Annotated in this window: 22 protein-coding genes; 12 read left to right on the top strand and 10 right to left on the bottom strand. The window is 49.8% G+C overall.

Translation table 11 applies throughout. The features are described 5' to 3' along the window. Positions 1-89 precede the first annotated feature (89 nt). Positions 90-1,100 (top strand): GNAT family N-acetyltransferase, encoded by a 1,011-nt coding sequence (locus ACFMKP_RS05110; protein WP_382289663.1) that lies wholly within the window; start codon positions 90-92, stop codon positions 1,098-1,100. Positions 1,101-1,185: 85 nt separating this feature from the next. Here the strand turns inward: ACFMKP_RS05110 and ACFMKP_RS05105 are convergent, their stop codons facing one another. Together ACFMKP_RS05105 and ACFMKP_RS05100 are read right to left on the bottom strand one after the other, a co-directional pair. Beyond that, positions 1,186-2,922 carry a serine/threonine protein kinase gene (locus ACFMKP_RS05105; RefSeq protein ID WP_382289661.1) on the bottom strand — a complete coding sequence of 579 codons (1,737 nt, stop codon included), beginning with the start codon at positions 2,920-2,922 and terminating at the stop codon, positions 1,186-1,188. 11 nt (positions 2,923-2,933) lie between these two features. Continuing rightward, entirely contained in the window at positions 2,934-3,584 is a 651-nt protein-coding gene (locus ACFMKP_RS05100; RefSeq protein WP_382289659.1) for an FHA domain-containing protein, read from the bottom strand. Positions 3,585-3,709: 125 nt separating this feature from the next. Between ACFMKP_RS05100 and ACFMKP_RS05095 the strand changes: the two genes are divergently transcribed. After that, a complete protein-coding gene (locus ACFMKP_RS05095) occupies positions 3,710-3,925 on the top strand; it encodes a response regulator transcription factor (protein ID WP_382289658.1) in 216 nt (71 codons plus the stop codon). 214 nt (positions 3,926-4,139) lie between these two features. On the opposite strand, the gene ACFMKP_RS05090 is transcribed toward ACFMKP_RS05095, so the two are convergent. Further along, entirely contained in the window at positions 4,140-5,126 is a 987-nt protein-coding gene (locus ACFMKP_RS05090) for a helix-turn-helix transcriptional regulator (protein WP_382289656.1), read from the bottom strand. Positions 5,127-5,328: 202 nt separating this feature from the next. Between ACFMKP_RS05090 and ACFMKP_RS05085 the strand changes: the two genes are divergently transcribed. The 3 genes from ACFMKP_RS05085 (at position 5,329) to ACFMKP_RS05075 (ending at position 7,977) form a co-directional block, all read left to right on the top strand. Further along, positions 5,329-5,550: a LuxR C-terminal-related transcriptional regulator gene (locus ACFMKP_RS05085; RefSeq protein WP_382289654.1), complete on the top strand. Its 222-nt coding sequence runs from the start codon at positions 5,329-5,331 to the stop codon at positions 5,548-5,550. 254 nt (positions 5,551-5,804) lie between these two features. Continuing rightward, on the top strand, positions 5,805-6,029 hold the full coding sequence (locus ACFMKP_RS05080; protein WP_382289652.1) for a helix-turn-helix transcriptional regulator: 225 nt from the start codon (positions 5,805-5,807) through the stop codon (positions 6,027-6,029). Positions 6,030-6,309: 280 nt separating this feature from the next. Continuing rightward, positions 6,310-7,977 (top strand): hypothetical protein, encoded by a 1,668-nt coding sequence (locus ACFMKP_RS05075; RefSeq protein ID WP_382289650.1) that lies wholly within the window; start codon positions 6,310-6,312, stop codon positions 7,975-7,977. 98 nt (positions 7,978-8,075) lie between these two features. Here the strand turns inward: ACFMKP_RS05075 and ACFMKP_RS05070 are convergent, their stop codons facing one another. Continuing rightward, the gene (locus ACFMKP_RS05070; protein WP_382289648.1) at positions 8,076-9,251 is read right to left on the bottom strand and encodes a MalY/PatB family protein; all 1,176 of its coding nucleotides are present in this window, start codon (positions 9,249-9,251) and stop codon (positions 8,076-8,078) included. 141 nt (positions 9,252-9,392) lie between these two features. Then, on the bottom strand, positions 9,393-10,220 hold the full coding sequence (locus ACFMKP_RS05065; protein ID WP_382289646.1) for an STAS domain-containing protein: 828 nt from the start codon (positions 10,218-10,220) through the stop codon (positions 9,393-9,395). Positions 10,221-10,471: 251 nt separating this feature from the next. On the opposite strand from ACFMKP_RS05065, the gene ACFMKP_RS05060 reads away from it, so the two are divergent. After that, on the top strand, positions 10,472-13,105 hold the full coding sequence (locus tag ACFMKP_RS05060) for a M16 family metallopeptidase (protein WP_382289644.1): 2,634 nt from the start codon (positions 10,472-10,474) through the stop codon (positions 13,103-13,105). 163 nt (positions 13,106-13,268) lie between these two features. Here the strand turns inward: ACFMKP_RS05060 and ACFMKP_RS05055 are convergent, their stop codons facing one another. After that, entirely contained in the window at positions 13,269-14,387 is a 1,119-nt protein-coding gene (locus ACFMKP_RS05055) for a trans-sulfuration enzyme family protein (protein ID WP_382289642.1), read from the bottom strand. 151 nt (positions 14,388-14,538) lie between these two features. Between ACFMKP_RS05055 and ACFMKP_RS05050 the strand changes: the two genes are divergently transcribed. Further along, entirely contained in the window at positions 14,539-15,081 is a 543-nt protein-coding gene (locus ACFMKP_RS05050; RefSeq protein ID WP_204756066.1) for a PadR family transcriptional regulator, read from the top strand. After that, complete coding sequence (locus ACFMKP_RS05045) at positions 15,074-15,877, top strand: alpha/beta fold hydrolase (RefSeq protein ID WP_382289640.1); 804 nt, start codon at positions 15,074-15,076, stop codon at positions 15,875-15,877. The genes ACFMKP_RS05050 and ACFMKP_RS05045 overlap by 8 nt, the downstream gene beginning before the upstream one ends. A gap of 143 nt (positions 15,878-16,020) precedes the next feature. Here ACFMKP_RS05045 and ACFMKP_RS05040 read toward each other — a convergent pair whose 3' ends face one another. After that, positions 16,021-18,417 carry a Kelch repeat-containing protein gene (locus tag ACFMKP_RS05040; protein WP_382289638.1) on the bottom strand — a complete coding sequence of 799 codons (2,397 nt, stop codon included), beginning with the start codon at positions 18,415-18,417 and terminating at the stop codon, positions 16,021-16,023. Positions 18,418-18,612: 195 nt separating this feature from the next. Between ACFMKP_RS05040 and ACFMKP_RS05035 the strand changes: the two genes are divergently transcribed. Continuing rightward, entirely contained in the window at positions 18,613-19,224 is a 612-nt protein-coding gene (locus ACFMKP_RS05035; RefSeq protein WP_382289636.1) for a hypothetical protein, read from the top strand. A 113-nt stretch (positions 19,225-19,337) separates the two neighbouring features. Further along, positions 19,338-20,054: a phosphatase PAP2 family protein gene (locus ACFMKP_RS05030; RefSeq protein WP_382289634.1), complete on the top strand. Its 717-nt coding sequence runs from the start codon at positions 19,338-19,340 to the stop codon at positions 20,052-20,054. On the opposite strand, the gene ACFMKP_RS05025 is transcribed toward ACFMKP_RS05030, so the two are convergent. Then, positions 20,051-21,619, bottom strand: coding sequence for a phytoene desaturase family protein (locus ACFMKP_RS05025; RefSeq protein ID WP_382289633.1), 1,569 nt, complete (start codon positions 21,617-21,619; stop codon positions 20,051-20,053). The two genes, ACFMKP_RS05030 and ACFMKP_RS05025, sit on opposite strands and share 4 nt — an antisense overlap. A gap of 166 nt (positions 21,620-21,785) precedes the next feature. Here ACFMKP_RS05025 and ACFMKP_RS05020 point away from each other — a divergent pair, with 166 nt between their 5' ends. Both ACFMKP_RS05020 and ACFMKP_RS05015 read left to right on the top strand, forming a co-directional pair. Then, entirely contained in the window at positions 21,786-24,023 is a 2,238-nt protein-coding gene (locus ACFMKP_RS05020) for a discoidin domain-containing protein (protein WP_382289631.1), read from the top strand. 89 nt (positions 24,024-24,112) lie between these two features. Next, the gene (locus tag ACFMKP_RS05015; RefSeq protein ID WP_382289629.1) at positions 24,113-24,478 is read left to right on the top strand and encodes a cupin domain-containing protein; all 366 of its coding nucleotides are present in this window, start codon (positions 24,113-24,115) and stop codon (positions 24,476-24,478) included. A gap of 61 nt (positions 24,479-24,539) precedes the next feature. Here the strand turns inward: ACFMKP_RS05015 and ACFMKP_RS05010 are convergent, their stop codons facing one another. Beyond that, positions 24,540-24,887 carry a hypothetical protein gene (locus ACFMKP_RS05010; RefSeq protein ID WP_382289627.1) on the bottom strand — a complete coding sequence of 116 codons (348 nt, stop codon included), beginning with the start codon at positions 24,885-24,887 and terminating at the stop codon, positions 24,540-24,542. Positions 24,888-25,066: 179 nt separating this feature from the next. Next, a partial coding sequence (locus tag ACFMKP_RS05005; RefSeq protein ID WP_382289626.1) for a hypothetical protein occupies positions 25,067-25,355 on the bottom strand: 289 nt, incomplete at its 5' end.

Raw genomic sequence — 25,355 nt, 5'->3', positions numbered from 1 at the left:
CATCGGCCTAAGGCTGATGGCAAAGCGCGGCCAGCAAACGATACTTGAGCGCAGCAACGATTAATGACCGTAGGAGCAGATAGCGTTTTATGACCGAGCAACAGCAAGCAATTCAATTTGCTAATCCACCCCAAATCGACGGCTTTCAAGCCCGCTTTTTCCGCGACAACAACGATTTTAGCGCAATGGCCAAAATTTTTAATGCCTCATCAAAAGCCTTTGGCCACAAAAATGTGGTTGGAGCAACCGAGCTACAAAACCAATATCACAACACCCCAAACAGCGATCTTACGCAAGATTTGATCATCCTTGAAGTTGATCAGCAAGCAATCGGCTATGCGTTTACCCATTGGTACGACGAAGCAGTTGGCAATCGGATTTTCCGCACCCTCGCCCATATCAAGCCTGAATGGATTAATCGCGGGATTGGCCATGCAATTCTGACCCATCAAGAGCAACGTCAACGCGCTGTGCATGCCGCCAACCCCACCAACAAGCCAGCGTTTCTGCAAACCCATGCGAGCGATACCAACTCCTACAGCGCCAAGCTCTATGCTGAATTTGGCTATCAGCCAATTCGCCATAGTTTTAGCATGAAACGCGATTTAAGCCAGCCGATTGGCAGCCAAGCCTTGCCCGAAGGTATTGAAGTGCGCCCAAGCACCCCAGAACTGTACCGCCAAATTTGGCAAGCAGATGCAGAATCCTTCCGCGATCACTGGGGCTTTTCCGAGCCAAGCGAAACCGATTTTCAACGCTGGACACAATCGCCATTGTTCCAGCCAGCGATTTGGCAAGTCGCTTGGAGCGGCGATCAGGTTGTGGGCATGGTGCTCAATTATTTTGATCAGAAAGAAAATGCCGAGTATAACCGCCAACGTGGCTATACCGAAAGTATCAGCGTACGCCGGCCTTGGCGCAAACAAGGTGTAGCTTCAGCCTTGATCAACCGTAGCCTCGCGATGTTCCGCGAGATGGGCATGACCGAGGCAGCCTTAGGGGTCGATAGCGAAAACCTCACTGGCGCATTGAGCGTGTATCAACAATGTGGCTTCGAGGTTGAATATCGCTCAAGCACCCATCGCAAGCCGTTGGCATAGCAGAGAACAGAGAGCAAGAACATATACGAAGGATAGAAACGATTGGTACAGATTTGGGCTGCTGTGCCAATCGTTTTTTTGCGCTTTAGCGTTTGGTGCGATTAACTTGATCGGCTGGAACCGCTAGATACAGATTATCAAAGCTTACTTGCTCGGTCGTGGCTCCTTGAAGATAAACAGCAAGATGCGGATAGCCTGATGAGTACGTGCTATCTTCAACCTTGAGCGCATAGCGATTGTTGATAAACACCGCCATCTGATCACCTTTGACAATCAGTTCGATATGATGGGTCATATTTTTGCGCTGATCGATGCTTGGAGCAATATCCCAACCAACCCGCAGTGCATCGTGCGGCACTTGCTTAATAATGCGCACTCGCTGATCAAAGCCATACAAAAGAAAATAATAGGTTTCAGCGTTGAGCAAGCCACTTTTGCGAAAAACCAAACCTGGCTCGGTTGAAGGCTCGCAAACAACACAGGTAATATCAACCGACAGTGCAAAATCTTCGACATAGGGCATAGTCGGCTGCAAATTCCAAGCAATTGAGCCAGTTGGCGTATTTGAGGTTACATCAAAAACAAGCTTGCCAGCCTGCAGCGAGAGCGTACTATTGGCATAATCATCAATCGTGGTTTGCAATGACCAGTTATTGCGATTCAGCTCAAACGTATCAGAAAAAATCTGCGTCCACTGGGCAGCTTCAGCTCGTAATTGGGCGGCTTGAGTTTGCAAAATCGTGGGATCAACCAATTGGCTCGCTGGCAACATTGTTGGCAGCAAGATTGTTGGCGTTGCTGCATCCTGGTCAAGCGCAGCCGCAGATCTTGGAGTTAATGTTAGCGTTTGCTCCAACCCAGTTGCTGAATCTGAAGCACTAAAATCCAGATTAATACTTGGATATACAATAACCAGCAAGCCAATTAGCAAACTTAAACCAAGCGCTAGCCGAACCGGCCAACGCCGTTGCGCGGTTTGAACTGGCGGGGAAGCCACTAATTGGCGATTAAAATCGTCAATTGAGGCTGGGCGTAGCGCTGGATTTAAGGAGAGGGCTTGAGCAAAGGCTCGATCAATGTGGCTAGGAATCGTCGGCTGATGAATAGCTAATGGAATCAAGGGATCAGCCAAGCCCGCCGCAACCGCAATCGCCCGCTCCAATGAATCGGCTGGCGCAACCCCAGTCAAGCCATAATAGAAGGTTGCCGCCAAAGCATACAAATCACTGCGCTGATCGACTTGATTGCCATTGCGCTGCTCCAACGCTGCATAATTAGGGCTAAAGCCGTTGATAACTTCATCAATCGTCGAGTTGGCCGTAACTTGCGCGGAACCTTGGGCTAGCCCAAAATCCAACAGCACCAAATTTCCGCTAGCAGTAATTTTAATATTTTGCGGTTTGATGTCGCGGTGAATAATCGGCGGCGTTTGCTGATGTAAATATTCAATAATCACGCCCAAAGCGTTGATCCATTCCAGAGCCTGTTCTAGGCCGAGTGGCGCACCTTGGCGGGTAACAAGATCGGCAAGGGTATCGCCTGCGATTAATTCCATCACCACAAAGAACATTGCTTGTTCAACGAAACAATCAAAGACTTGGGGCAAACCAGCATGATTGAGGCCGCCTAAAATCCGAGCTTCTGGAATAAAGCGCGCATAATTTGCCTCTTCATGCACAATTTGTTTAATTGCCACCCAACGCCGAATAGTTTTATCCAGCGCTTTATAGACAATACCCGAGCCACCGCGCCCGATAATTTCGTGCACTTCATAGCGTTGCTGAATCAAACTGCCTTGAGCAAAGATCTTGAATTCATGCATCAGATCACCGTTCACAGTAACTTATAGCCAAGATTGGGATAGGTCACAATTATTTCGCCTGGATAAATATCGGCCAACAGCATGCGTAATTGGCTCATATGGGTATGCAAATTAGGATTATCCAAACTTGGCTGATAGCGATAATCTGGGGGTTGATAGGCGCGCACACATGCTTCAAGTGAGCAAATTCGGCCCCGTTGATCGTACAGATGTTTGAGTAATTTAAATTTCATTGTTCCAGCCCGAATCGGCACAAGGGTTTGATTAAGGTAAAACTGCAAGTGTTGATCGTCGAATAATAAGCTATATTCAGCTTGGGGTTCTATTTCTGTGGTTGCATTATCACACATAAATATCAATAAGCGGCGACTAGTACCAAAGCCAATGCAATCGTTATTATTTAATTGATAGGGCTGATTTGGTGCGATTTTATAATCATTAACAAAGGTTCCATTACGGCTCGCCCGATCAAGCAGCCAGAAGTGCTCAGCAGCAAAATAAATTTCGGCATGATAGCGCGAAACATTGCGCTTATCAATATGCAGCGTATTATCAACCATTCGGCCAAGCGTACACGGTTGATCAAAAAGAAAATAACTTTGCGGAGTAATCGCACTATCAGTTGCAAGGAGTTTGGCCAAGGCCAATCTAGTGATTGTCATCGACGCGATACCTCGGCAGCTAGCCAAAAAAAGTTTTAGCTTGATTAAAGACGATCTAAATAGATCTTTTCGCTCCTCGTAGGTAGGATAGAAGCATCAAAGCAACCAAGCCAAACGGAGCATGTATGCCTAAGCCAGCAAACCACCTTAGCGCCAGCGAACAACGGATTATGCAAATTCTGATTCAAGGCAAAACCAACAAAGCAATCGCTCACTTGTTGCAAACCACCGAAGGCACGATTGAAAGTAGCCTGCATCGGATTTATGCCAAACTCAATGTTGATAATCGCGTCAGTGCGACGCTGGCCTATCTTGCGCTTGAACCTAGCGACCAAAACTAAGCCGACCAAACTGCTAGGAGATCCTAGCAGGGCAATTATACCGCAATCCATAGACTCTGTTCACATTCAGCCCACCTTAATCGATTTTCACAATTCGCCAAGCCTAGAATTGCACGCAAAGCGCAAGTGCTTGGCCCGAATCAGCGTAGATTCTGGTCGAGCTTGATCATTTAAGCAGCTTGTTGGATTAATTACGCGTCGCATTTACTTCTTGTTAATCGGAATGTTCGTTAGCTGCAAAGCGATTTGGCGGCGTATAGAGCCGAAAATCTTGGAACCGGCAAATAACTGGGGTTGGCGATTGGCTAATAATCCCCAGATCAAGCCGCGCCTGCGGCAAGCGCTCAATTTCCGCCGAGCCAACCCAAATATTATTGATAAAAAAATGATGTTTGCGTCCAATAACCAACAAGCCCAATTGATTAAACGCAGCTGGACGAATCATTGGGGCTGAAGTGCGATCAAGGTGAATCTGAAAATAGTCGCCGCCGTTGCGGGTGCTGATTACCGACGCAATTTGGAGTTGATCGCGAATGCGAAAAATTGCGTGGCTAGCATCGCTGATTTCTTCAAAAATAAGCGCAAAACCATCATTTTCGCTGCCGCCCGCGACCCGTTGGGCATAGACGCTTAGGTAATAGCTCGGCGGCGCAAAACAGTGGGAATCGCCGCCAATAAAAACATCATTATGAAAACGATTATGTAATGTTAGTTGATAATTACCATTGCTCATTGTGCGCTCAACCCGACAAACCCCATCATCTTTGTAACCTAAGCCCCAATGGTGGCTATTTGAAACAAAAGAATCGTGGATTGCAAGCTGCCATGTTGATTGCACTGTTGCCAGCGAAACATCCAGATCAGCAACTCCATCGACCCGCGAAACCAACTCCTCACGATAGCGCACAATCGCATATTTCTGCAAAACATCATGCGGCGTGCTATAGGTATTCCATGCGTCTTTGACCGAACACAGCAGCAAATCGGCCTCTAGCGCAGTTAGGCCCAAGGCTGTGGCTAAGCGCAAAACCTGATCTTTGAAGCGCGGCGTATGTTTGCCGGTGAACCAATTACTCAGGGTTGGCACCGACACGCCTACTGTTTGGGCAAGACTATTTTGATTGATTATCTCGCTACGGCTGCGTTCGAAAAAGATTCGTAACAATTCGGCAAAGGTATAGGCTTGATAGCGATAATCCATGATTCCCCCTGAAAAATCCACCCGATTGGCTGTTCAAGCATGCAATTGATTCGCGAGTGCTAAAAAACCATAACTGCAAGCTGCAACGCCTTGGTAAAGTAGCTGCATCAAGTTCTTGTGCTGCGCAGCATCCGGAATTCAGACCAACCAAACAGTGTGAATCGCGAATTCATGCTTAATTGAATTAAGGAGCCTGTGCCGTATGAATAGCCTTAGTGCGCGTGAATGTGATGTGTTGGAATTGGTTGATCAAGGTTGTAGTGATGCAGAAATTGCCCAGCGTTTGGATATTTCGATTTGGACTGTGCGCAGCCATCTGCGCAATAGCGCGAGTAAACTTGGGGTTAAATCGCGCCAACAAGCAGTTTATGCCGCCCGCAATCAGCAAGCGCTCAAACCAGCGGCGCAGGTCAAAAATCGCTAAATGTAGCGATGTGTTTTCCTAGGCGATTAGGTATCATCGTGCTATCCCATAATCCAATGCTTCACACCCACAGAGCAATGCTTGCAACCATCTTCGGATTCGTTTTTGCCGCTTGCAGTAGGCTCAAACTATCCCGCTGGATTAGGTAAACAATTGATCGTGGCTGGCAGGCGGTTTATAGCCAGCTAAACCCTTGGCATCCACGATCATCCATTCAAGCTTGAGTTAGGCATCATTACGCCAAAGGAGCAGCGATGAGCAAGCAAGCAGTTCAACTTACGGTCAACGAACAGCGGATTATGCAAATTCTGATTCAAGGCAAAACCAATAAAGCGATTGCCCAACTGTTGAACACTACCGAAGGCACAATTGAAACCAGCCTCCACCGCATCTACACGAAACTCAACGTCGATAATCGCGTCAGTGCCACCCTAGCCTATCTTGCAATTGAACCCACTGAGCATGCTAGGGATACCTAGCATAACCCTAAACCGCTAGGGATGCCTAGCAGCGCAATTATACCGCGATCGCTATACTCTGCTCAAGCCAAATGTTTAAAGTTAATCCAATTTTGCATCAAGATCTATCTCCTAATTGTCACGCATTAAGCGTGTAGTTTTCAGCGAGAGGCCGTTTATGAACAATCATCCATTCGTTGCTCGTTCACGCCGTTTGGGCCTTCGTTACTGCTTGCTCAGCTGTTTAGTGCTTGTGCAAAGCCTTTTTGGCCATAGTTTGAGCACAAAAGCAGCTGAGCCAATGCCCCTCAAAGCAAGAGATAATCAGCAATTAGTCGAACATCCTGAATCAACAGTTCATAGTATGCCAATCTTTTTTATTGCTGAAAATGGCAAGACTACCATTGGTTTACGGATCTGCGCCGATTCGCCAAATTTTCAATTTCGCTCGGAAAGCATTAATAACTGGCGGACTGAGATCTTTCATCGTGCTGGCAGCAGTGGGGGATGCACACCAAATGCAAATGGCTGGTGGCGAGTTGTGTTAAATGCGCAAGCCAATACTGGCGAAGTTTTTCGTATCTATGCCACGGCCAATGATGGGATACTCAGCGAAGAAGCATTTATGCAACGGGCTGCTCGCACAGATTGCCGAATTACTGGGCTTGGAGTTGGTAATTGTAGTCCTGCCCAACCAGCCGCAGTTTCGGCAGCCGTTGGCGATATTAATGAGCCATTGGAAAATCAAGTGGTTTTTGGCCAAATATATCTCCGTGGTTGGGCTGCCGATGTTGGCGCAATTAATGGCAGTTCAGGAGTCGATGCGGTTGAAGTTCGCTTAAATAATACGCTTATTAGCTCAGTTGCGACGGCCCAGCCACGCCAAGATGTGCAAGATGCCTATAGCGATATGCGTTTTCGCAATACTGGCTTTCTTGCAACCATCAATCTTCGTTCCTTTCCGGCTGGCGCTGCAACTTTACAAATTCGCTATCACAGCACCATAAGTAATTCATGGCACACAATCCAACGACGGATCTACATTTCATTAGCTGCGCCAGTGACACCGCCAACTCCACCGCCACCACCAACACCCAGTCCAAACCCACCATGGAATGTGCCTTTTTTCTGGCAAGCAGACCCAGCCTGGAAAAATCATAAAATTGGAAAATGTACTAATTCAATCGGTAATGTTGGCTGCGCATTAAGTTCATTAGCAATGGTCTTTAAATTCTATGGCGCAGATAAAAATCCAGGCACACTCAATACGTGTCTTGGAAATGATGCATGTGGGATGAATTGGCCAAGCCCAAAAATTCTGCCGTGCAGTGACTACAAAGTACGTTTTGTAGAAAGAATAAATGGGTTTACCTATGCTCGTTTGGAACAAGAGCTACGTCAAGGCCCGGTCATTTTAGAATTAAGCAGATCTGACTCACAACACTTTATTGTTGTACTTGGAGGCAATGGCACTAATCCAGCTAATTATATGGTCAATGATCCTGGATTAGAAAATGGCATGCGTACAACTCTTAGTCGCACCTTAGCTTGGTTTCGTGGCTCGCCAAGTGGCATGCGGATTTATCGAAGAAATGGTTCACTTAAGCCAGAAAATACAATTCAGCCAATTACCCCAGCTCCAACAACAATTCAAGCTAGCCAAACTGAGACTATAACTGGGAGCATTACACTATTCAGCAATACTGAAACTGAAATGTTTTTGAAATTAGCAGCGAGCAGCAATGCAGGCTCTATCACCGAAATGCAGCTTTGGACAAACCAACAAGCAAGCGATGTTTGGCAGCCCTTTAGTCAATATGTCAGTATGCCAATCGCTGATACCTATTATGCTCGCTTCCGTGATAGCAGCAATAACGTCTCAACCATTATCCAAGTGAGCCTACCATCAGCTCCCGATACAATTGATCAAGAACTTGTTTATCTACCATTCGTAATTCAGCAACAATAGTACACGCTTAGCTATGAGCTATAGGGATTTGGCTATGGGACAAATTATTGAGTTTTCAAACAACTCATCCCGCAGCCAAGCGCCTTATGTTCTATGTTCTATGATCTATGTTCTGCTAAGGCCAATTGCATGCGCCGCAAGCCTTCGGCTAGCACCGAGCGCGGCGTGGCAAAATTGACCCGCCAGAAGCCCAAGCCAGCCTCGCCATACAAGCCACCTTTTTCTGGCCCAACTTTGGCCTGCGTCCGAAAACGCTCGGTCAATTCGTCTTCGCTCCAGCCAGTTGCCCGAAAATCGAGCCATGCCAAGTAGGTGCCTTCGAGCGGAGTTAGCCGAACCTGTGGATGCTCAGCAAAAGTTTGTTCAATCAGGCGATAGTTTTCACGCAGATATTCACGCAACGCATCGAGCCATTCAGCACCAGCTTCATAGGCCACGGTCAGACCAATATCGCCAAAGACGGTGCCAACGTGATAGCCGCTACGACCTTTTTCTTCCTCATAGAGCTTACGCTTTTCTTCATTGGCAATCACACCATACGAGGTTGTCAGACCGGGCAAGTTGAAGGTTTTGCTCGGTGCGGCCAAGGTAATCAGCAGGTCGGCCAAATCAGGGCGCAAACGGCCAAGCGGGGTAAATTCGGCAAATAGAGTTAAATCGCAGTGAATTTCGTCGCTAACGATCATGACGTTATGCTGCAAACATAAATCAGCAATTCGATTCAGCTCATCTGCATTCCAAACCCGCCCAACTGGATTGTGCGGGCTGCACAAAACCAACATTTTGGCTTGAGTTAGTTTGGCATCGAGATCAGCAAAATCAATCTGGTAACGACCATCGACTTCAAGCAGCCGATTTTCGATGATCGTTCGGCCATTATCAGTAATTGCCCCATAAAACGGTGCATACACTGGCGGCTGAACCACAATTCCGTCACCTGCTTGAGTAAAAGCGCGGACTGCCACGTTTAGCGCAAACACCACTCCAGGATTAATTACGATATGTTCTTGAGGAATTTCCCAGTTATGGCGGGTCTGGTTCCAGTGTTGAATTGCCTTGAACATACGCTCAGGACGCGCAGCATAGCCATAAATCGGGTGTTGAGCACGCTCGATCAAGGCCGCTGTAACCGCTGGCGGCGAGCGAAAATCCATATCAGCAACCCACAATGGCAACACATCAGCGCCGCCAAGGTATTGCTCGCGCATATCCCACTTTACCGAATTGGTGTTAACTCGATCAATTACCTGATCAAAAAAATCCGCAGCAATCATGCATGCTTCCTCACGGCCACAAACAAGCTTCTTCAGCACCAAAACCATTCAACAACTCGGCACTGAGCCGCCTAACGGTTCTGTTGGCAGTCATTGTACTACCAATTTGCAGCCGATTTCAGGCTACGCAGCATTCAATCATTAGCGGCGATAGGCTTTGGCTGCTTGCTGTTTCTGACGTTCAAAGGCATACTCAACTCCAGCTTGCAACGTGCCTTGGGTGCGCACACCCTGCAAATTCACCCCAAGTTGCACTAAGGTCTGCGCCATCTCAGGCCGAATGCCCACTAACAATACTTCTGCTCCAACCAACTTAGCAGCTTGGGCCGATTGAATTAAATGGTGAGCAACTTGGGTATCAACCACCGGAACCCCCGTTACATCGATCAAGACAGTCGAGGCTTGCTCCTCGCTGATGCGATTTAAGAGCGCTTCGGTAATGCGGCTGGCGCGATGTTCGCCCAACGTACCAATCAATGGTACAACCAACACCCCTTGCGAAAGCGGAATAATCGGCGTGGAGATTTCGGCAATTTGGCTGGCCTGCTCGCGAATATGCTGTTCGCGTAACTTGAGAATTGTATCCGAAAGTTTCATTGCGCCAGTATAGATAATCGCGTGCATGCGTTGCATCCACCACAACAACGCGGTTGGATTCGACTCAAAGGTTTGAAGCAAATCGTTGCTAATTACCTCAACGCCCATATTGATGCCAAACAAAATATCTTCGACCGATGCGCCTTGTTCAGCCCGTTGCGGGCCGATGCGCAGCAGAAAATTGGGCATCGCTTCAACCGTGCCATTGTTCAGATCGGTCACAAACGCCATGTAGGCATAGCGAATTGAGGTTTCTAATTGCTCATAGCTAAAACTGCGATAGAGATTGATTTTGGCATTAAACACGCGATCTGTCGCGGTTTTAACATAGTGGTCAAGGTGCGCTTGAACATGGTCAAGGATGATTTGCATGGGAGGCTCCATTGCTGGCGCACCAGTGATCGCACGTGGGACAGGGATCAGATTGGCGCTGAATGATTTTGTTGATTAATAAGGGCTAAATCCATCATAGCCTAGAATAATCGCCCTCGCAATCCTGTTTATTCGCCCGTACTTTGTCCCCTCTAAGTGGGATTTTAGCAGTGCGAATGTTAATAGCTTGTAAGCAGCGCGGCCAGCTTTTCGGTTCTATAATACTCACAGGTTTCTTTTGCAGGAGACAGATGATGACACTTGCAACCAATGTTCATCGGCTGCCCAATGGCTTGACCGTAATTACCCGCGAGGTGCATACCGCGCCAATCGCCACCAACTGGATTTGGTATAAAGTTGGCGGGCGCAACGAACGGGTGGGAATTTCGGGCATTTCACACTGGTGCGAGCATATGTTGTTCAAAGGCACGCCCTCAATGCCCAAAGGTGTCTTCGATGCGACGATTGCGCGCAATGGCGGTACCTTCAACGGCTTTACTTGGATCGATTACACCGCCTATTATGAAACCTTGCCAGCCGATCGCTTGAAATTGGGCTTGCAAATCGAAGCTGATCGCATGGTCAATTCATCGTTTGATCCTGATGAGGTCGCTTCTGAGCGCACGGTGATTATCTCCGAACGCGAGGGCAACGAAAATAGCCCGAGTTTTTGGCTCGATGAAGAATTACGCTCCACCGCCTTCAAGGTTCACCCCTATCGGAATGGCGTAATCGGCTGGAAGAGCGACCTACGGGCTATGACCCGCGAAGATTTATATACCCACTATAAAACCTTTTATGCCCCCAATAATGCGGTGCTGGTTGTCGTCGGCGCTTTCAAAACCGACGAAGTGCTCAAGCAAATCGAAGAATTGTATGGGCCGATTCCTCAAGGCTTGCCATTACCCGAAGTGCGCGGCGAAGAGCCAGAGCAACAAGGCGAACGCCGCGTCCATGTTTCGCGGCCCGGCCCCAACTCGATGATTCAAGTCGCTTTCCATGCTCCAGCAGCCACCTCGCCCGATTGGGCCGCATTAACCGTGCTTGATGCAGTCTTGACTGGCGGCAAATCGCCGTCGTTCACTGGTGGCGGCGCGCAAACCAATCGTTCAGCCCGCTTGTATCGGGCTTTGGTCGAGGGCGAATTGGCGACCGGAGCCTATTCGTCGTTTATGGCCACGCTTGATCCATTTTTATTCGAAGTTGGCGCAACCGTGCGGCCAGATCGCACAGTCGAGCAAGTTGAGCAAGCGCTCTACAGCGAAATTGAAAAGCTGCAACAAACGCCAATTAGCGATGCAGAATTGCACAAAATTCAGCGCCAAGTGCGCGCGCAACAAGCCTATAGCCTCGAACGCATTAGCAACCAAGCGATGATGTTGGGCATGTGGCAAACTCTCGATAGCTACGAACGCGCCGATAGTTCGTTGGATGAAATTGCTGCGGTTACTGCTGCCGATGTGCAACGGGTTGCCCAAGCATATCTAGCACCGCAAAAGCGCAATGTCGGGATTTTCACGCCAAGCAATAGCAGCGGTGGCGGCCAAATTACCCCAACCGCTCGCACATTTCACCCAGCGCTGAGCTTTTATAATGCCAAAGCTGCTGAAGCCGAAGCAACTGCGGCAGCCAATAATGGCTCGCAAGTAACCCGCCATGTGCTGAGCAATGGAATCGTTGTATTATTGCAACGCAATCCCAACAGCCCTACCGTAAGCATTCAAGGTGAAATTGCGCTTGGTCAAGTGCACGAGCCAGCAGCATTAAATGGCGTGGCCGTGTTCACCGCCTCGGCGCTCAATCGTGGCACAACCACGCGCAGCTTCCACGATATTACCAATCTCACCGAAGATCGTGGCTGCTCAATTGCCGCCAGCGCAGGCCGTCATACGACTTCGTTTGGGGGCAAAGCACTGAGCGACGATGCGCCATTAATTTTGGAATTATTGGCCGATGTGCTGCGCAACCCAACCTTTCCCGAACGCGAAATTGAGCGCCTACGCACCCAATTCGTAACGATGCTGCGCCAAAGCGAGCAAGATACACGTTCGCAAGCAGCCAAAGCCGCCCGCGAACAGCTGTATCCCAGCGATCATCCTTATTATTTGTCGCCTAATGGCTCGCTCGAAACCGTGCCATCCATTACGATCGCCGATTTGGCAGCCTTTGCCAAACGCTATCACCCAGCAGCAACCACTATTGCAATTGTTGGCGATATTGATGAAACGGCGATTTTGACCGAAGTTGAGCGCTGGTTTGGCGATTGGCAAGGCCAAGGCGAGCCGCCAACCACCAACGTGCCCGAAGTTGCCCAACCGCAGAACGTCCTGCGCCGCGAGATTGTGGTCGAAGGCAAAACCCAATCCGACTTGGTTTGGGCTGTGCCCGGCTTAGCCCGCACCGACCCTGATTTTTATGCAGCCATGATGGCTAATTTGGTGCTTGGCCAACTAGGCTTGATGGGCCGTTTGGGCGAGAATGTGCGCGACAAACAGGGCTTGGCCTACTACGCCACCAGCCGGATCGATGCCGATGTTGGGGCTGGCGCATGGGTTGTCTACGCTGGGATCAATGCCAAAAATGTTGATCGCGCCCTCAATGCCATTCAAGAAGAAGTTGATCGTTTGCTGGCCGAAGGCATTAGCGAACTCGAACGCAGCGACTCTGTGGCCTATCTCACGGGAATGTTGGGCATTAGCCTTGAAGCCAACAGCGGTATTGCCAACATGCTCTTGAATATCGAGCGCTTCAAGCTGGGGCTGGATTATGTTCAACGCTACCCCGAGATTATCGGCTCAGTCACGCTTGAGCAAATTCACGCCGCAGCCAAACGCTTGCTCTCCGCCGATCGCTATGTGATTGGCGTAGCTGGCCCAGCAGCCTAGATTGGGATAAGTTCCCTCACCCCCTCTCCCACTAGACGCGGGCGAGGGGGAGCACGATTGAAAAACCAAGAAATCAGGCTTAAACCACTGAACCAAACGCCCCTCTCCCGCGCCACGGGAGAGGGGTTGGGGGTGAGGGAACTCTTCATTCCCACTATTAAATTTAGCTGGTTGCAGCAGCGATCGCTGCTGCAAGATCATTCCACAAATCCTCAACATCCTCAATCCCAACGCTCAAGCGCAATAACGATGGCGGCAGATGCTCTTGCCCAGGAATTGCCGCCCGCCGTTCCATCGTCGATTCAACTGCACCAAGGCTGGTCGCATGGTGGATTAATTGCACTTGCTTGCAAACTGCATCGGCAACCTCAGCTCCGCCCACAAGATCAAACGAAATAATCGTGCCAAAACCTTTGAGTACCCGTTGCGCCGTCGCATGAGTTGGATGCGAGGCCAAACCAGGATAGCGCACACGCATAACCTGCGGATGGGCTTCAAGCCGCTCGGCTAGTAGCATTGCACTTTGTTGCGCCCGCTCGAGCCGCACCGCCAAAGTACGCGCGCCACGCACAGCCAAAAACGCTTCAAGTGTGCCGGGCGTTGCTCCAGTTAGTTCACGTGATTTTTTGAGCGCATGCCAGAAGCCAAGATCATTGGTTGTGGCAACACCAGCCAATAAATCCGAGTGCCCACCAATAAATTTAGTTGCCGACTGCAAGGCCACAGTTGCGCCAAAAGCAAGCGGCTGCTGGTTGAGCGGGGTTGCAAAAGTATTATCAACCGCAACAATCGCACTTGCTTTGCGCGGCGCAGCACAAATAACCGCTAAATCGGCAACCGTCAGCAATGGATTTGATGGCGATTCGAGCCAAATCAAATCGGCCTTAGCACACGCAACAACCCACGCAGCAGTATCATCAACTGCAATCCGCTGCAACGACCAACGTCCACGCTCAGCTCCAGCCATGGCCAGCCCAGCAACGCTTTGATAGCAATCATCAGGCAGCACCACCAGCGCGCCAACCGCCAGCTGATCAAACACTGCCGCAATCGCCGCCATGCCTGAGGCAAACGCCAGTGCTTTACCACCTTCTAAGCCACCGACCACCGCTTCAAGCGCCTCCCACGTTGGCGTACCATCGTCGCGCGAGTATTCGCGGCCACTGCCAATCAGAAAGTTCGAGGCTGGCATAAGCGGCACATTCAAGGGATCGCCTGGCTGCGAACCACGCCCCGCTGAAACGAGCCACGATTCTGGTTTGATGTTTGATGAATGGGCCATAGCAACCTCCCAAATAACAAGCAATTCGCTCCAAGATTCACTGTTGATCATAGCAAATCAGAATTGGTGCTTCAAATTATTGATACGCGCCTAACACCTTGACAATTGCCAAAATAATATTACTATTAGATATATCACGTAAGGATATATTATGGAATATGTAATTTTGGGCTTATTGCTGCTCAAGCCACGCAGCAGCTACGAAATCAAGAAAATTCTTGAAGAAACGATCTCGCTGTTTTATAGCGCCAGTTTTGGCAGCATTAACAGCGCGCTTGAAAAACTGATCGCTAAGCAAGCAATTACTGTAGAGGAACAAATTGAGGCTGGTCGATTTAAAAAAATCTACAGCCTCACACCTGTGGGAAAAATTGCCTTCGATCAATGGCTGGCAAGTGCCATTCCCCAAGAGAAGGTCAAAGAACCAGCCTTAACGCGCTTGTTTTTTATGGGCTTTCTCACCCCAAACGAGCGCATTCGGCTGGTGCGCGAACATCTTACAAGCTTGCAAATTGTCCATGCCCAGCTCAATAGCTTGTTGCGCGAACGCGAACAAACCGCCGTTGACCAACATCAACAAGCGATCGCCGATTTTCAATGGCTTACCTTAGAATATGGCGTGGCCTACTACAACTTCAGTATCAATTGGTATCAACAATTATTAACCAAGCTTGAGGAAACTGGCCATGAATGATGCGCTAAACGCCAAAATAATGGCGTTGCACGATTTTGATTTGCACTACTATACGCTGGGCAATCCCAACAACCCAAGTTTGGTGTTGATTCACCCAGCATTTGGTGATCATCAATGTTTTGTTCAGCAGATTGAAATGTTTTCCAAACAACATTATGTTATCTTGATCGATCTGCCTGGCCATGGCCGTTCGCAACCAAACCAAAGCCTAATTGGCATCGAACGGACCCCAGAATATTTAGCAGCGATTTTGCAAGCAGAAAATCAGACTCAAGCCCATGTATTGGGGGTTTCGCTTGGCTCACTCATCGCGCAAGAATTTGGCTATCGCTACCCAGCCTTAGTCAAAAGCCTAATTGTGGTTGGTGGCTACAGCATTTTTGGCGATCAACGAGCGATTATGCGGGCGCAACGCAAAGAAATGCTGAAATGGGTGTTTTTGGTGGTGTTCTCAATGGAACGTTTTCGGCGTTATGTTGCCCGAACCAGCGTGTTGTATCCAGAAGGCCAAACCTTGTTTTACCAACGCATGCAGCATTTTTCACGCTCATCGTTTCGATTAATGAGCAAATTGAATCAGCTCATGCACCCAAACCAAACAGCACCAAAGCACCCATTATTGATTTTGGTTGGCGAGCATGATCAGGCGGTTATTGTGCAAGCAGGTCGTGAATGGCAGCAGCGTAAGCCAAGCACTGAGCACCATGGCTTGCCAAATGCTGGCCATTGCGCCAACATGGATAATCCCGAATTATTCAATCAGCTGGTGCTCGATTTTCTGCACCAAACTCAATAAGCTCGTAACAGCCTGTACTGGGCTAATGCGGTTTTCATGCCCTCACCCCTAGCACCCATTTTTACCAACGAATTGTGACAAGAACCACAATAAAAAGCCCCTCGCCCGCTCCGTGGGCGAGGGGTTGGGGTGAGGGCATGCAGCTATTTGCTTGCCCACGGCAAATAAATCTGGATTAGCTGGTTGGTTGGCTGGGTCGGCTCAAGCGTTGCGGTTGGCATAATCGTCGCTGTATTCGTTGCAGTTGGCACTTCTGTTGGTAATTCGGTTGGCGTAGCTGTCGCTGTATTCGTTGGTATTTCGGTATTCGTTGCAGTTGGCACTTCTGTCGGTAATTCAGTTGGTGTAGCCGTCGCAGTATTGGTTGCGATTACAGTTGGCGTAGCTGTATTGGTTGGCGTATTCGTCGGTATTGCGCTTGGGGTTGCGGTTGGAACTTCTGTCGGTAATTCAGTTGGCGTAGCTGTCGCAGTGTTAGTTGGCATCACAGTTGGCGTAGCCGTATTCGTCGGTGTATTAGTTGCGGTTGCCGTATTGGTTGGCGTGTTGGTCGGTAGCGCGGTTGGGGTAGCTGTCGCAGTGTTGGTAGCAGTATTGGTCGGTATTGTGGTTGGCGTGGCCGTTGCTGACGCTTGGGAAGCAGCGCCAGGATTATAGACCTCAAAAATGCGCGATTGGCTGCTTGTCGCTTGGGTTCCGCCAGCAGGCACATAGATGCGCCCGCCAACCAACATTGGCGCATGGCCTTGGCGCGCCGTGGGCATGGCCGCCACGCTGCGCCAAGTTTTGGTCACAGGATTATACACATCAACCCGATCGCTCACACTTGACTGATCAGCTCCGCCCAGCAGATAAAATTCGCCTTTGTACCAAATGGCTTGGCCCAAATCAGCGCGCGCTTGTGGCAACGGCGGAATTGTCTGGTCGCTCAGGCTGCTCGTCCAAGTTTGGCTAAGCGGGTCATAGATTTGTACATCGGCGCTCGCCGCGCCAGTTGTGCCGCTAGCGCGCCCGCCAAAGAGGTAGAAATAGCGTCCATCAGTGCCACCGGCAGCGCCATTACGCGCCAAGGGCATGGTTGGCAACGGAGTCCAGGTATTGGCTGCTGGATCATACAGCGCATGATAATTTGCGGTATTGCCGCTGACAATTCCGCCAGCAACATAGATTTTGCCATCAATTAATGCAGAGCTAGCGGCCATTGTGGCAAATGGCATGGCTGCGCCTTGCGACCAACTATTGCTCGAAGGTTGATAGATTTGGACTTTGCCAGCGCTTGTGCCTGCGCCGCCAAACAAATAGAGCCGTTGATTCCAAACTTGGGCGCTGTGGCTATGGCTTTTATACGGGCGTTGGGCCAAACCAGCATTCCACGAGTTTGCCCCCAAATCGAAGGCCGCCGTGGCCCCGTTGCTCTCGCCAACCAAATACATTTTATTGCCAATAATCCCACCAGAAGCCTCGCCCAGCGAGATTGGCAAGGTTCGAGCCAGTTCCCAATGATCTTCAAGCTGGCCAATCCACATTTCAGGATTGGGCACATAGCCGCCTGTGGTAACCAAAATTTTATTGCCATAGGCTGCGCCCACCGGAGTTTTGCGCACCCCGGGAATCGAGGTTAATTTCATCCATACATCATCGTTAGGATCATAAAGCATCACATCGGCAGAAGCTAAGCCATAATCGCCGCCATTGACCGAGCCACCAACGACCATAATTCGGCCATCAACTTCAAACACCGACGAGGTGATATGGCCACGGCCTTTGGGCAAATCGGCCACTCGCGTCCAGCTATCGGTAACGGGGTCATAACGATCAACTTCGACTTGGCTGCTGGTCGATTCAGCGGCTAAATATTGACCGCCAATTGCATAGACAGAGCCATTCAGCGTCGCCGCGCCAAGGTGATTGCGGGCATTGGGCATGGGTGCGGCTGTGCGCCAAACTTGGCTATCCAAATTAAGCACAAAATGCTGGTCGCTGTCCCATTCTTCGAGCTGACGATCGCGGCGATGCGCCCCACCAAAAAAGTGAATTTCGCGGCCCAACTTGGTTGCGCCAGCCGCGCCACGATCTTCTGGCAAATCTGGGCCACGGCTCCAAGCATTGGTAATGGTGTTGTAAACCCAGACATGCTGCGTGCTGCCGCCTGGCGAATCGCCAATATAGCCACCCAGCACATAAATCAAATTTCCATCGGCCACGACAGGCGCATGGGTGATCGCTTCGGGAATATTAGCGCAGATTCGCCATTGATTGGTGCTGATATTGTAGGCAAAAACGGTATCGGTGGCTTGCACTTGGTTGGTATAAAACCCGCCAATCACATACAAGCTATCGCCAACAATTGCCCCGCCAGCTTCAAAACGAGCCAAGGGAATCGGCTGAAACGTATCCCAATTAAACATATTTGGGTTGGCAGCAACGCGAGCATGGGAAACAGGAGGAGCAATGTGGGCTTGGATTGGTTTTAAATAGCGAAGCCCAAACAAACCCAGCATGCTGAATAGCAGCAACCAACGAACAAAGCTCAAGCGCATAACATCCCTAAAACAGCGCTAATTAAGCGTAATGCAGTTAATCAGCAAACTGGATATAGCCAAAACGTCCGGTGCAGGCTATTATACAAAGAGCGTCAAGTTGAAAGAGCAAATAAATTTCATATTCATTCACAGTGCTGCAACAACTGTGAACGTGTTGTCGTCCAATCGAGGCCAAAACCATAGGAGGAAGTTATGCAACCATATACTGATCACGATACCGAACGCGCACGCCAAATCGAGGCTGCCCAAGCTCAATATCCGATCTATCAAACCAATCAACCAGCGCCAAGCAACAAACTTTTAGATCAACTGACTGCGCAACGCGATTCACGCGGGATTGCCGCAATTGGCTTGATTGTGTTTGGAGTTTTATGGTTTTTAGCTCGTTTGATGGGCGGTGCTGATTTTGGGATCGATACCGACGCATTTATTCCAGCCATGATCTTATTTACGATTGCCAGTTGTTTCTTCTTCTTTGCCTTTGCCAAACGCCTATTTGGGCTTTTCATTCCTGCGGCAATTCTGACTGGACTTGCGGTTGGGATTCCCTTTGCCGACCTTACCAATGGATTGTCGGTTGTTTGGGGCTTAGCCTTGGGCTTTGGCTCAATTGGCCTGCTTGGTAAGCCACTGTTTCGCACCAACGGCTTTTGGGGCTTTATTCCAGCCTCGATTTTGTTTGTTGTTGGTACGATCATCGCAATTACCACCTTGCCAGGTTTACTAAGTCTTGGTATGGTATGGGTGCCGATCGTGCTAATCGGGGCAGGTCTCTACCTTGGTTGGGGCCGCAGCCGGATCTAGTCATACTCGGCAGTATTGAACAACCACGGAGCCAATTCCTCGGCTCCGTGGTTTTTTGTTGGCCTTAAGCCTGCTATAGAGGCCCACCAGCTAGCTTAATGGAGTTCAATTCGATGCAACAATCACCAACCAACGATACATGGCAAGCAGATGTTTCCGAAACTGCAATCGGCGGTTTGCGCGCAATCCTGATTTCTACCGCTGCCACTGCTGGCCTGATTGCCATTTTTTGGTGGCTTTCGGGCTTTATTAATAGTGATATTAACCAATTTGATCTTAATGGCTTGGCTGGTGGGTTTTGGTTGCGTAGCCACGTGCCCTATCTCACGCCAATTTTTTATTTGGCAACGTGGATTGGCACGCTCTATGGCTTAAGTTTCCAAACCCTGCTCGTTGGTTATTGGCTGTATCGGCGCAAGCCAGCAGCATGGCGCAGTCGCTTGAGCTTAATCGTCTTAGCCCTGCTTGGGGCAGCAATTTGGATGACGGTGCTCAAACAGGGCTTCGAGCGACCACGCCCCAGCATCTTCGAGCCAGCCTACCAGATTAGCACCTATAGCTTTCCCAGTGGCCATGCCATGGCAGCAGCAGCATGGTACGGCAGTTTGGCAATTGCTCTCAGTTATGGCCAGCACCAACAACGGCGCTTGGGCATTATTTGTGGTTTGGCAGCAATCGCTGTGCTAATTGGCATCTCACGGGTCGTTTTTGCCGTGCATTATCCTACCGATATTAGCGCTGGCTGGATTGGCGGCATCGCATGGTTAGCCTGCTTGCGTGCTGTTTGGCATGGCATTAGTTGGCAGCGGCAGCGCCGTCGAGCCAATTAAGTTAACAGCTGCTTAGCCACAATATAGCCAGAACCACCGTTAATTCCATGGCCCGGCCAGGTTGCAGCCCCAAGCATAAAGATATTGGGCACCAAGGTTTGGTGGCTTGGTTGAGCTGGCATTGGCCGCAACAGATAACTTTGCGCCAAATCGTGTGCGCCGCCATAGGGATCGCCAGGCCCAAGGTTGGGGCTAAATTGGGCCAAACTGCTTGGCGTAATCACGTTTATGCCCAAAACACTCGACGGAATATTGGGAATATGGCGTTCAACGATTGCCAAAATCCGTTCAACAAAGCGCTTGGTCAAATCGCCTGTCCATGTGCCATCGCCAACCGCAATCTGGCCAGCAGCATCGCCAAGCGGGCGACATGGCACTTCGAGCACTTGCACCCGCATAATCGCCTTGCCTGCTGGCGCACGGCTTGGGTCGAGGTTGGTTGGGCAATCAACAGTAAAAGTCGGATTACTCGGCAGCAAGCCCGCCATTGCTTGGGCAACCGCCAAGGTGCATTGATTCAAGCCATCAGTTAGATGCGGCTGGCCAATCCGATTGAAGCGAGCATCAGGCCAGCGCGGCGGCTCGCTGAGCGCCAAATGAATTTGCACGCAACCGCGCCCATAGCGATAATTTTTGGCTTGCTGGAGCACATGGTCTGGTGATGGAGTGTCGGCCAACAAGCGCAAATACAATTGATCAGGATTGACCGATGCAATAACATGCTCGCGCACCTTGAAGGCCTCGCCGCTATTGGTATGCACTTCGCTGGCTTTGCCATTATCCAGCACAATTCGCGTGGCTGCGGTTTGCGTGCGAATCACGCCGCCATGATCGCTAATTAAACGGCCCAAAGCCACGGCTAATTGCTCGCTGCCACCTTCAGGCGTGGCCATGCCCGCGCCCATCGTCGCCAACACAATCAGATAAACCCACAAACCACTGCCAATTTCATCGGGATTGCGGCCAAGATGCATCACCCATGGCGCAAGCATGGCCTGCATCACTGGCGATTGAAATGGGCTGACCACATGGCGCGCCGTTTCAAACAGCAACTTACTAAATGGCGAATAGCCAGCTTCGCCACGCAACAAGCGTTGAATAATCGTTTGCGCTGTGGGCGATTGCAAATCCATCGCAAACAAGCGAAACACATCCTCAACATAGGGATTGAATGAAGCCAGCATTTGGCCAAAGATTGCGCCATCGCCCGCTGCTAAGCGCTCAGCCTCGGTCAAAACAGCCTCGAAGGCTTGAGGTAAAATCGCGGTTCTGCCATCGCTAAACGATACACCAGTTGGAATATCGGTGTTAATGTAGCGCAAACCACGGGCGGTTAACTCAGCGCCAAGCTCAGCATAGGCTTGGCTGGTGGTAAAAAGTGGGTGCGCCGAAGAATAGACATCGTGCTTGAAGCCAGGCAAGGTTAATTCTTCCGTTCGAACTAGCCCACCAAGGCGATCGTTGTTTTCGAGCACCAACACCGATTTGCCTGCCCGCGCCAAGTAGGCTGCTGCAATCAGGGCATTGTGTCCGCTGCCAATCACCACACTATCGTAGCTATCCATAACACTCCTTTCACACGCCGATAAAGCAAAAGGTAGCGCTAGCTAGCTATTCAAACAGCTATTTCAAGTCATCTTTGATTAAAACTCTTGCATGCGCATATCTTAACGTGTTTTAATTAATTTCATTGGAATAAGTATTGGTCTTTTGATCAAAGGAGCACCAACAATGTTCTCAAGGAGACGATTTTCTGCTGGTGGTGGATCACGCTTGGCTTTATTAGCCTGTTTGCTGCTCAGACCAATGCTGTTTTTGGGCAAGCCCCAAAGCACGTTTGCCGCAACCAACATCGCGCTGGGCAAAACGGCGCTGGCCTCAAGCAGCGAAAATGCTGATTTTGGCGCGGCACTGGCACTCGATGGCAATATCAATACCCGTTGGAGCAGCAGTTTTGCCGATGGCCAATGGTTGCGGGTTGATCTTGGCAGTGTGCAAAGCTTCAATCGCATTGTTTTGCGCTGGGAAGCAGCCTACGCCACCAGTTACCGCATCCAAAGCTCCAACGATGCCGCCACGTGGACGACGATTCAAACCATCAGCAACAGCGATGGCAATCTTGACGATTTGAGCATCAGTGGCACAGGCCGTTATTTGCGGGTTGAAAGTATCACTCGCGCCACAGCCTATGGCATTTCGCTGTTTGAATTTGAGGTTTATGGCGCTACAGATAGCAGCAATCTTGCATTAAACAAAACAACACTTGCTTCAAGCAACGAAAATGCGGCCACAGCAGCCAATTATGCTGTCGATGGCAATATCAATACCCGTTGGAGCAGCAGTTTTGCCGATGGCCAATGGTTGCGGGTTGATCTTGGCAGTGTGCAAAGCTTCAATCGCATTGTTTTGCGTTGGGAAGCAGCCTACGCCACGAGCTACCGCATCCAAACCTCCAACGATGCCGCCACATGGACGACAATTCAAACCATCAGCAACAGCGATGGCAATCTTGACGATTTGAGCATCAGTGGCACAAGCCGTTATTTGCGAATCGAAAGCATCACTCGCGCCACAGCGTATGGTATTTCGTTATTTGAGGTTGAGATTTATAGTGGCAGCAGCCAACCAACAGTTCAGCCAACGACCCAACCGACGGCTCAGCCCACCGCCCAACCAACCACCATTCCAAATAGCTGCCCAACTTCGAGCAACATTGCCTTGAACAAACCAGCCTATGCTTGGTTTTACGAATCGAAAACTTCGACTCCGGCCCAAGCTGTTGATGGCAACGCCACGACCACACGCTGGAGCCATCTTTGGTATCCAAGCGGCCCAGCTAATGCGTGGTTGTATGTTGATTTAGGTTCAAGCAATGCCATAATCAATCGCGTGCGCATTTTGTGGGAATCAGCCTTCGCTGCCGATTATCAAATTCAAATTTCGAATGATCGCAGCAATTGGACGACGCTGCGTAGCGTGGTTGGCAACACCCAAACCAGCAACGACTACAATCTGAACCCAGTTACTGGCCGCTATTTGCGCATCAATATGACCAAAAAAGCCACCGAATATGGCTATTCAATCTGGGAATTGGAAGTCTACGGCTGCAACGCAGGCAACCCAAGCTACGATCCAGCGCCTACGCCATTGACTGGAAGCTATAGCCGAGTTTGGGTTGAAAATTTCGATGGCAACAGCTTGAACATGAGCAATTGGGCCTACGATAACGATGTGCATGTCAATGGCGAGCAGCAGCAATATACCAGCAACAACGTCGCGGTCAGCGGCGGAACCTTGAAAATCACAGCTCGCAAAGAAACCGCCAATGGCTATCCCTTTACCTCAGGCCGAATTTTCGGCTTAGGCCGCCAAAGCTTCTTATATGGCAAGATGGTTGCGCGTATGAAAATGCCAGTTGGCGAGGGCTACTGGCCAGCCTTCTGGATGATGGGCGCAAATATTAATGAAGTTGGCTGGCCCGGCAACGGCGAGCTTGATATTATGGAAAATATTGGCTATGGCAACTGGACATCAGGCGCATTGCATGGCCCAGGCTATTGGGGTGCTGGCTCGGCTGGCGGCTTGGTCAATTTACCAGCAGGCCAAACAACGGGCGATTGGCACACCTACGCTGTCGAATGGGACCCAACCTTTATTAAATGGTTCGTCGACGATCGCGAAATTCTGAGCTTTACCCGTGCCCAAATCATCGCCGATTATGGCCAATGGACGTATGACAATCCCAAATTCTTCATCTTGAACTTGGCTTTGGGCGGCGAATATCCCGCTGGCTACAATGGCTGCACTGGCAACCCATTACCAGCAGGCTGTGCCTACTTCGGCATCAAACAATCAACCGTCGATAGTATTGTGGCGGGCAATGGCTTGCTCGAAGTTGATTATGTTGAAGTTTGGCAAAAACCAGCTTCAGCAGCCCAATACTTGCCGCTTGCCCAACAATCTAAATAGCATTAATCTCAATCAGCAACCCGATTGATCCTAAATGGGGTCAGTCGGGTTATTATTTAAGCAGCGCATTCGTTTTAAGGAGCCAACCTATGCCTTCAGTGATTAATTTGCTTGAGAAATTCGCTCACTTCAACGATTATTGGAATCCACGGGTGATCGGTGATCTTAACGGCCAACACGTTAAGGTGGCAAAACTTCAAGGCGCTTTTGAGTGGCATCATCACGAGCATGAAGATGAATTATTTTTCGTGGTGCAAGGCCGCTTGCGCATGCAACTGCGTGATGGGGACCAAGTGCTGAATCAAGGCGATATGTTGATTGTACCTCGTGGGGTCGAGCATTGTCCGGTGGCCGAAACCGAAGAAGTTTGGTTGATGATGTTCGAGCCAGCAACCACGCTCAACACTGGCAATTTGAACAATGAGCGCACCCGTAGCCAACTCGAACAGATTTAGCCAAGGATTAAGATCAAGCAAGCCTCTCATAGTTTTGCGGCTACGAGAGGCTGATGATCAATTAAATTGTGCCACGCACATAGGCTTGGCCAATTGTAAAGGTCATAATCACAAACAAAAACGAGCCAACTGTGACGGCTGCTGCAAAACGGGTTTTGATCTTCGGGCGCGCAATCGGAATCCAATAAAACAGCGAGCAAAAGAAAAGTGGAGCCAGCCCGCCGACATAATGAATATATAACTGCACGACACCAAGCCCTTGATCAAGCAATTTAATCCCCAACAGTGCTTGAATCATAATCGCGACTTGCATGCTAATAATCGCCACATTCGCCCAGCGATTAAGCTCCTTACCTTTCCAAGCCAACCAACAGGTATAACCCATCGCCAAAAGGCTAACTATGATCACAAGCGACCCCATATGCATGTGAATAGTCGGCGAAAGGAACATACGATCGATCACAAAGACCTCCTAAATAGATTTTGAGAACCATTCTCACCGCATCTCGAACTGTATCATAAAAATCTCGCTTAATAAAAAAACCGCCCTGTTTGTTGAACAAACAGGGCGGCTGAGCTTACGAAGATTTATTCGCCTTTCATTGCGATTGGCAAGAAAATCTTGAATGGGCTTGGTTGAGTCGTAGCCGTTGCGGTTGGCACGTTGGTGCTCGTTGCGGTTGGTACGTTGGTGCTCGTTGCGGTTGGCACGTTGGTGCTCGTCGCAGTTGGCACATTGGTTGCCGTTGCCGTGGCAGTTACAATTGCCGTGGCTGTTGCAGTCGGTACGTTGGTTGCCGTTGCGGTCGCAATCGACGTTGCGGTCGCGGTTGCAATCGCTGTAGCGGTCGCGGTTACCGTTGGCACGTCAGTCGCC

This window comes from Herpetosiphon sp. NSE202, from assembly GCF_042688385.1.
GTDB lineage: Bacteria > Chloroflexota > Chloroflexia > Chloroflexales > Herpetosiphonaceae > Herpetosiphon.
The sequence above is the reverse complement of the archived record's forward strand: the minus strand, read 5'-3'. Positions and strand labels throughout refer to the sequence as shown.

Coding starts and splice junctions, on each gene's coding strand:
- ACFMKP_RS05055 (WP_382289642.1), bottom strand. CDS start 14,387: ATGGCCCATTCATCAAACATCAAACCAGAATCGTGGCTCGTTTCAGCG.
- ACFMKP_RS05040 (WP_382289638.1), bottom strand. CDS start 18,417: ATGCGCTTGAGCTTTGTTCGTTGGTTGCTGCTATTCAGCATGCTGGGT.
- ACFMKP_RS05060 (WP_382289644.1), top strand. CDS start 10,472: ATGATGACACTTGCAACCAATGTTCATCGGCTGCCCAATGGCTTGACC.
- ACFMKP_RS05015 (WP_382289629.1), top strand. CDS start 24,113: ATGCCTTCAGTGATTAATTTGCTTGAGAAATTCGCTCACTTCAACGAT.
- ACFMKP_RS05035 (WP_382289636.1), top strand. CDS start 18,613: ATGCAACCATATACTGATCACGATACCGAACGCGCACGCCAAATCGAG.
- ACFMKP_RS05070 (WP_382289648.1), bottom strand. CDS start 9,251: ATGATTGCTGCGGATTTTTTTGATCAGGTAATTGATCGAGTTAACACC.
- ACFMKP_RS05020 (WP_382289631.1), top strand. CDS start 21,786: ATGTTCTCAAGGAGACGATTTTCTGCTGGTGGTGGATCACGCTTGGCT.
- ACFMKP_RS05045 (WP_382289640.1), top strand. CDS start 15,074: ATGAATGATGCGCTAAACGCCAAAATAATGGCGTTGCACGATTTTGAT.
- ACFMKP_RS05075 (WP_382289650.1), top strand. CDS start 6,310: ATGCCCCTCAAAGCAAGAGATAATCAGCAATTAGTCGAACATCCTGAA.
- ACFMKP_RS05110 (WP_382289663.1), top strand. CDS start 90: ATGACCGAGCAACAGCAAGCAATTCAATTTGCTAATCCACCCCAAATC.
- ACFMKP_RS05025 (WP_382289633.1), bottom strand. CDS start 21,619: ATGGATAGCTACGATAGTGTGGTGATTGGCAGCGGACACAATGCCCTG.
- ACFMKP_RS05095 (WP_382289658.1), top strand. CDS start 3,710: ATGCCTAAGCCAGCAAACCACCTTAGCGCCAGCGAACAACGGATTATG.
- ACFMKP_RS05080 (WP_382289652.1), top strand. CDS start 5,805: ATGAGCAAGCAAGCAGTTCAACTTACGGTCAACGAACAGCGGATTATG.
- ACFMKP_RS05030 (WP_382289634.1), top strand. CDS start 19,338: ATGCAACAATCACCAACCAACGATACATGGCAAGCAGATGTTTCCGAA.
- ACFMKP_RS05105 (WP_382289661.1), bottom strand. CDS start 2,922: ATGCATGAATTCAAGATCTTTGCTCAAGGCAGTTTGATTCAGCAACGC.
- ACFMKP_RS05085 (WP_382289654.1), top strand. CDS start 5,329: ATGAATAGCCTTAGTGCGCGTGAATGTGATGTGTTGGAATTGGTTGAT.
- ACFMKP_RS05065 (WP_382289646.1), bottom strand. CDS start 10,220: ATGCAAATCATCCTTGACCATGTTCAAGCGCACCTTGACCACTATGTT.
- ACFMKP_RS05050 (WP_204756066.1), top strand. CDS start 14,539: ATGGAATATGTAATTTTGGGCTTATTGCTGCTCAAGCCACGCAGCAGC.
- ACFMKP_RS05090 (WP_382289656.1), bottom strand. CDS start 5,126: ATGGATTATCGCTATCAAGCCTATACCTTTGCCGAATTGTTACGAATC.
- ACFMKP_RS05100 (WP_382289659.1), bottom strand. CDS start 3,584: ATGACAATCACTAGATTGGCCTTGGCCAAACTCCTTGCAACTGATAGT.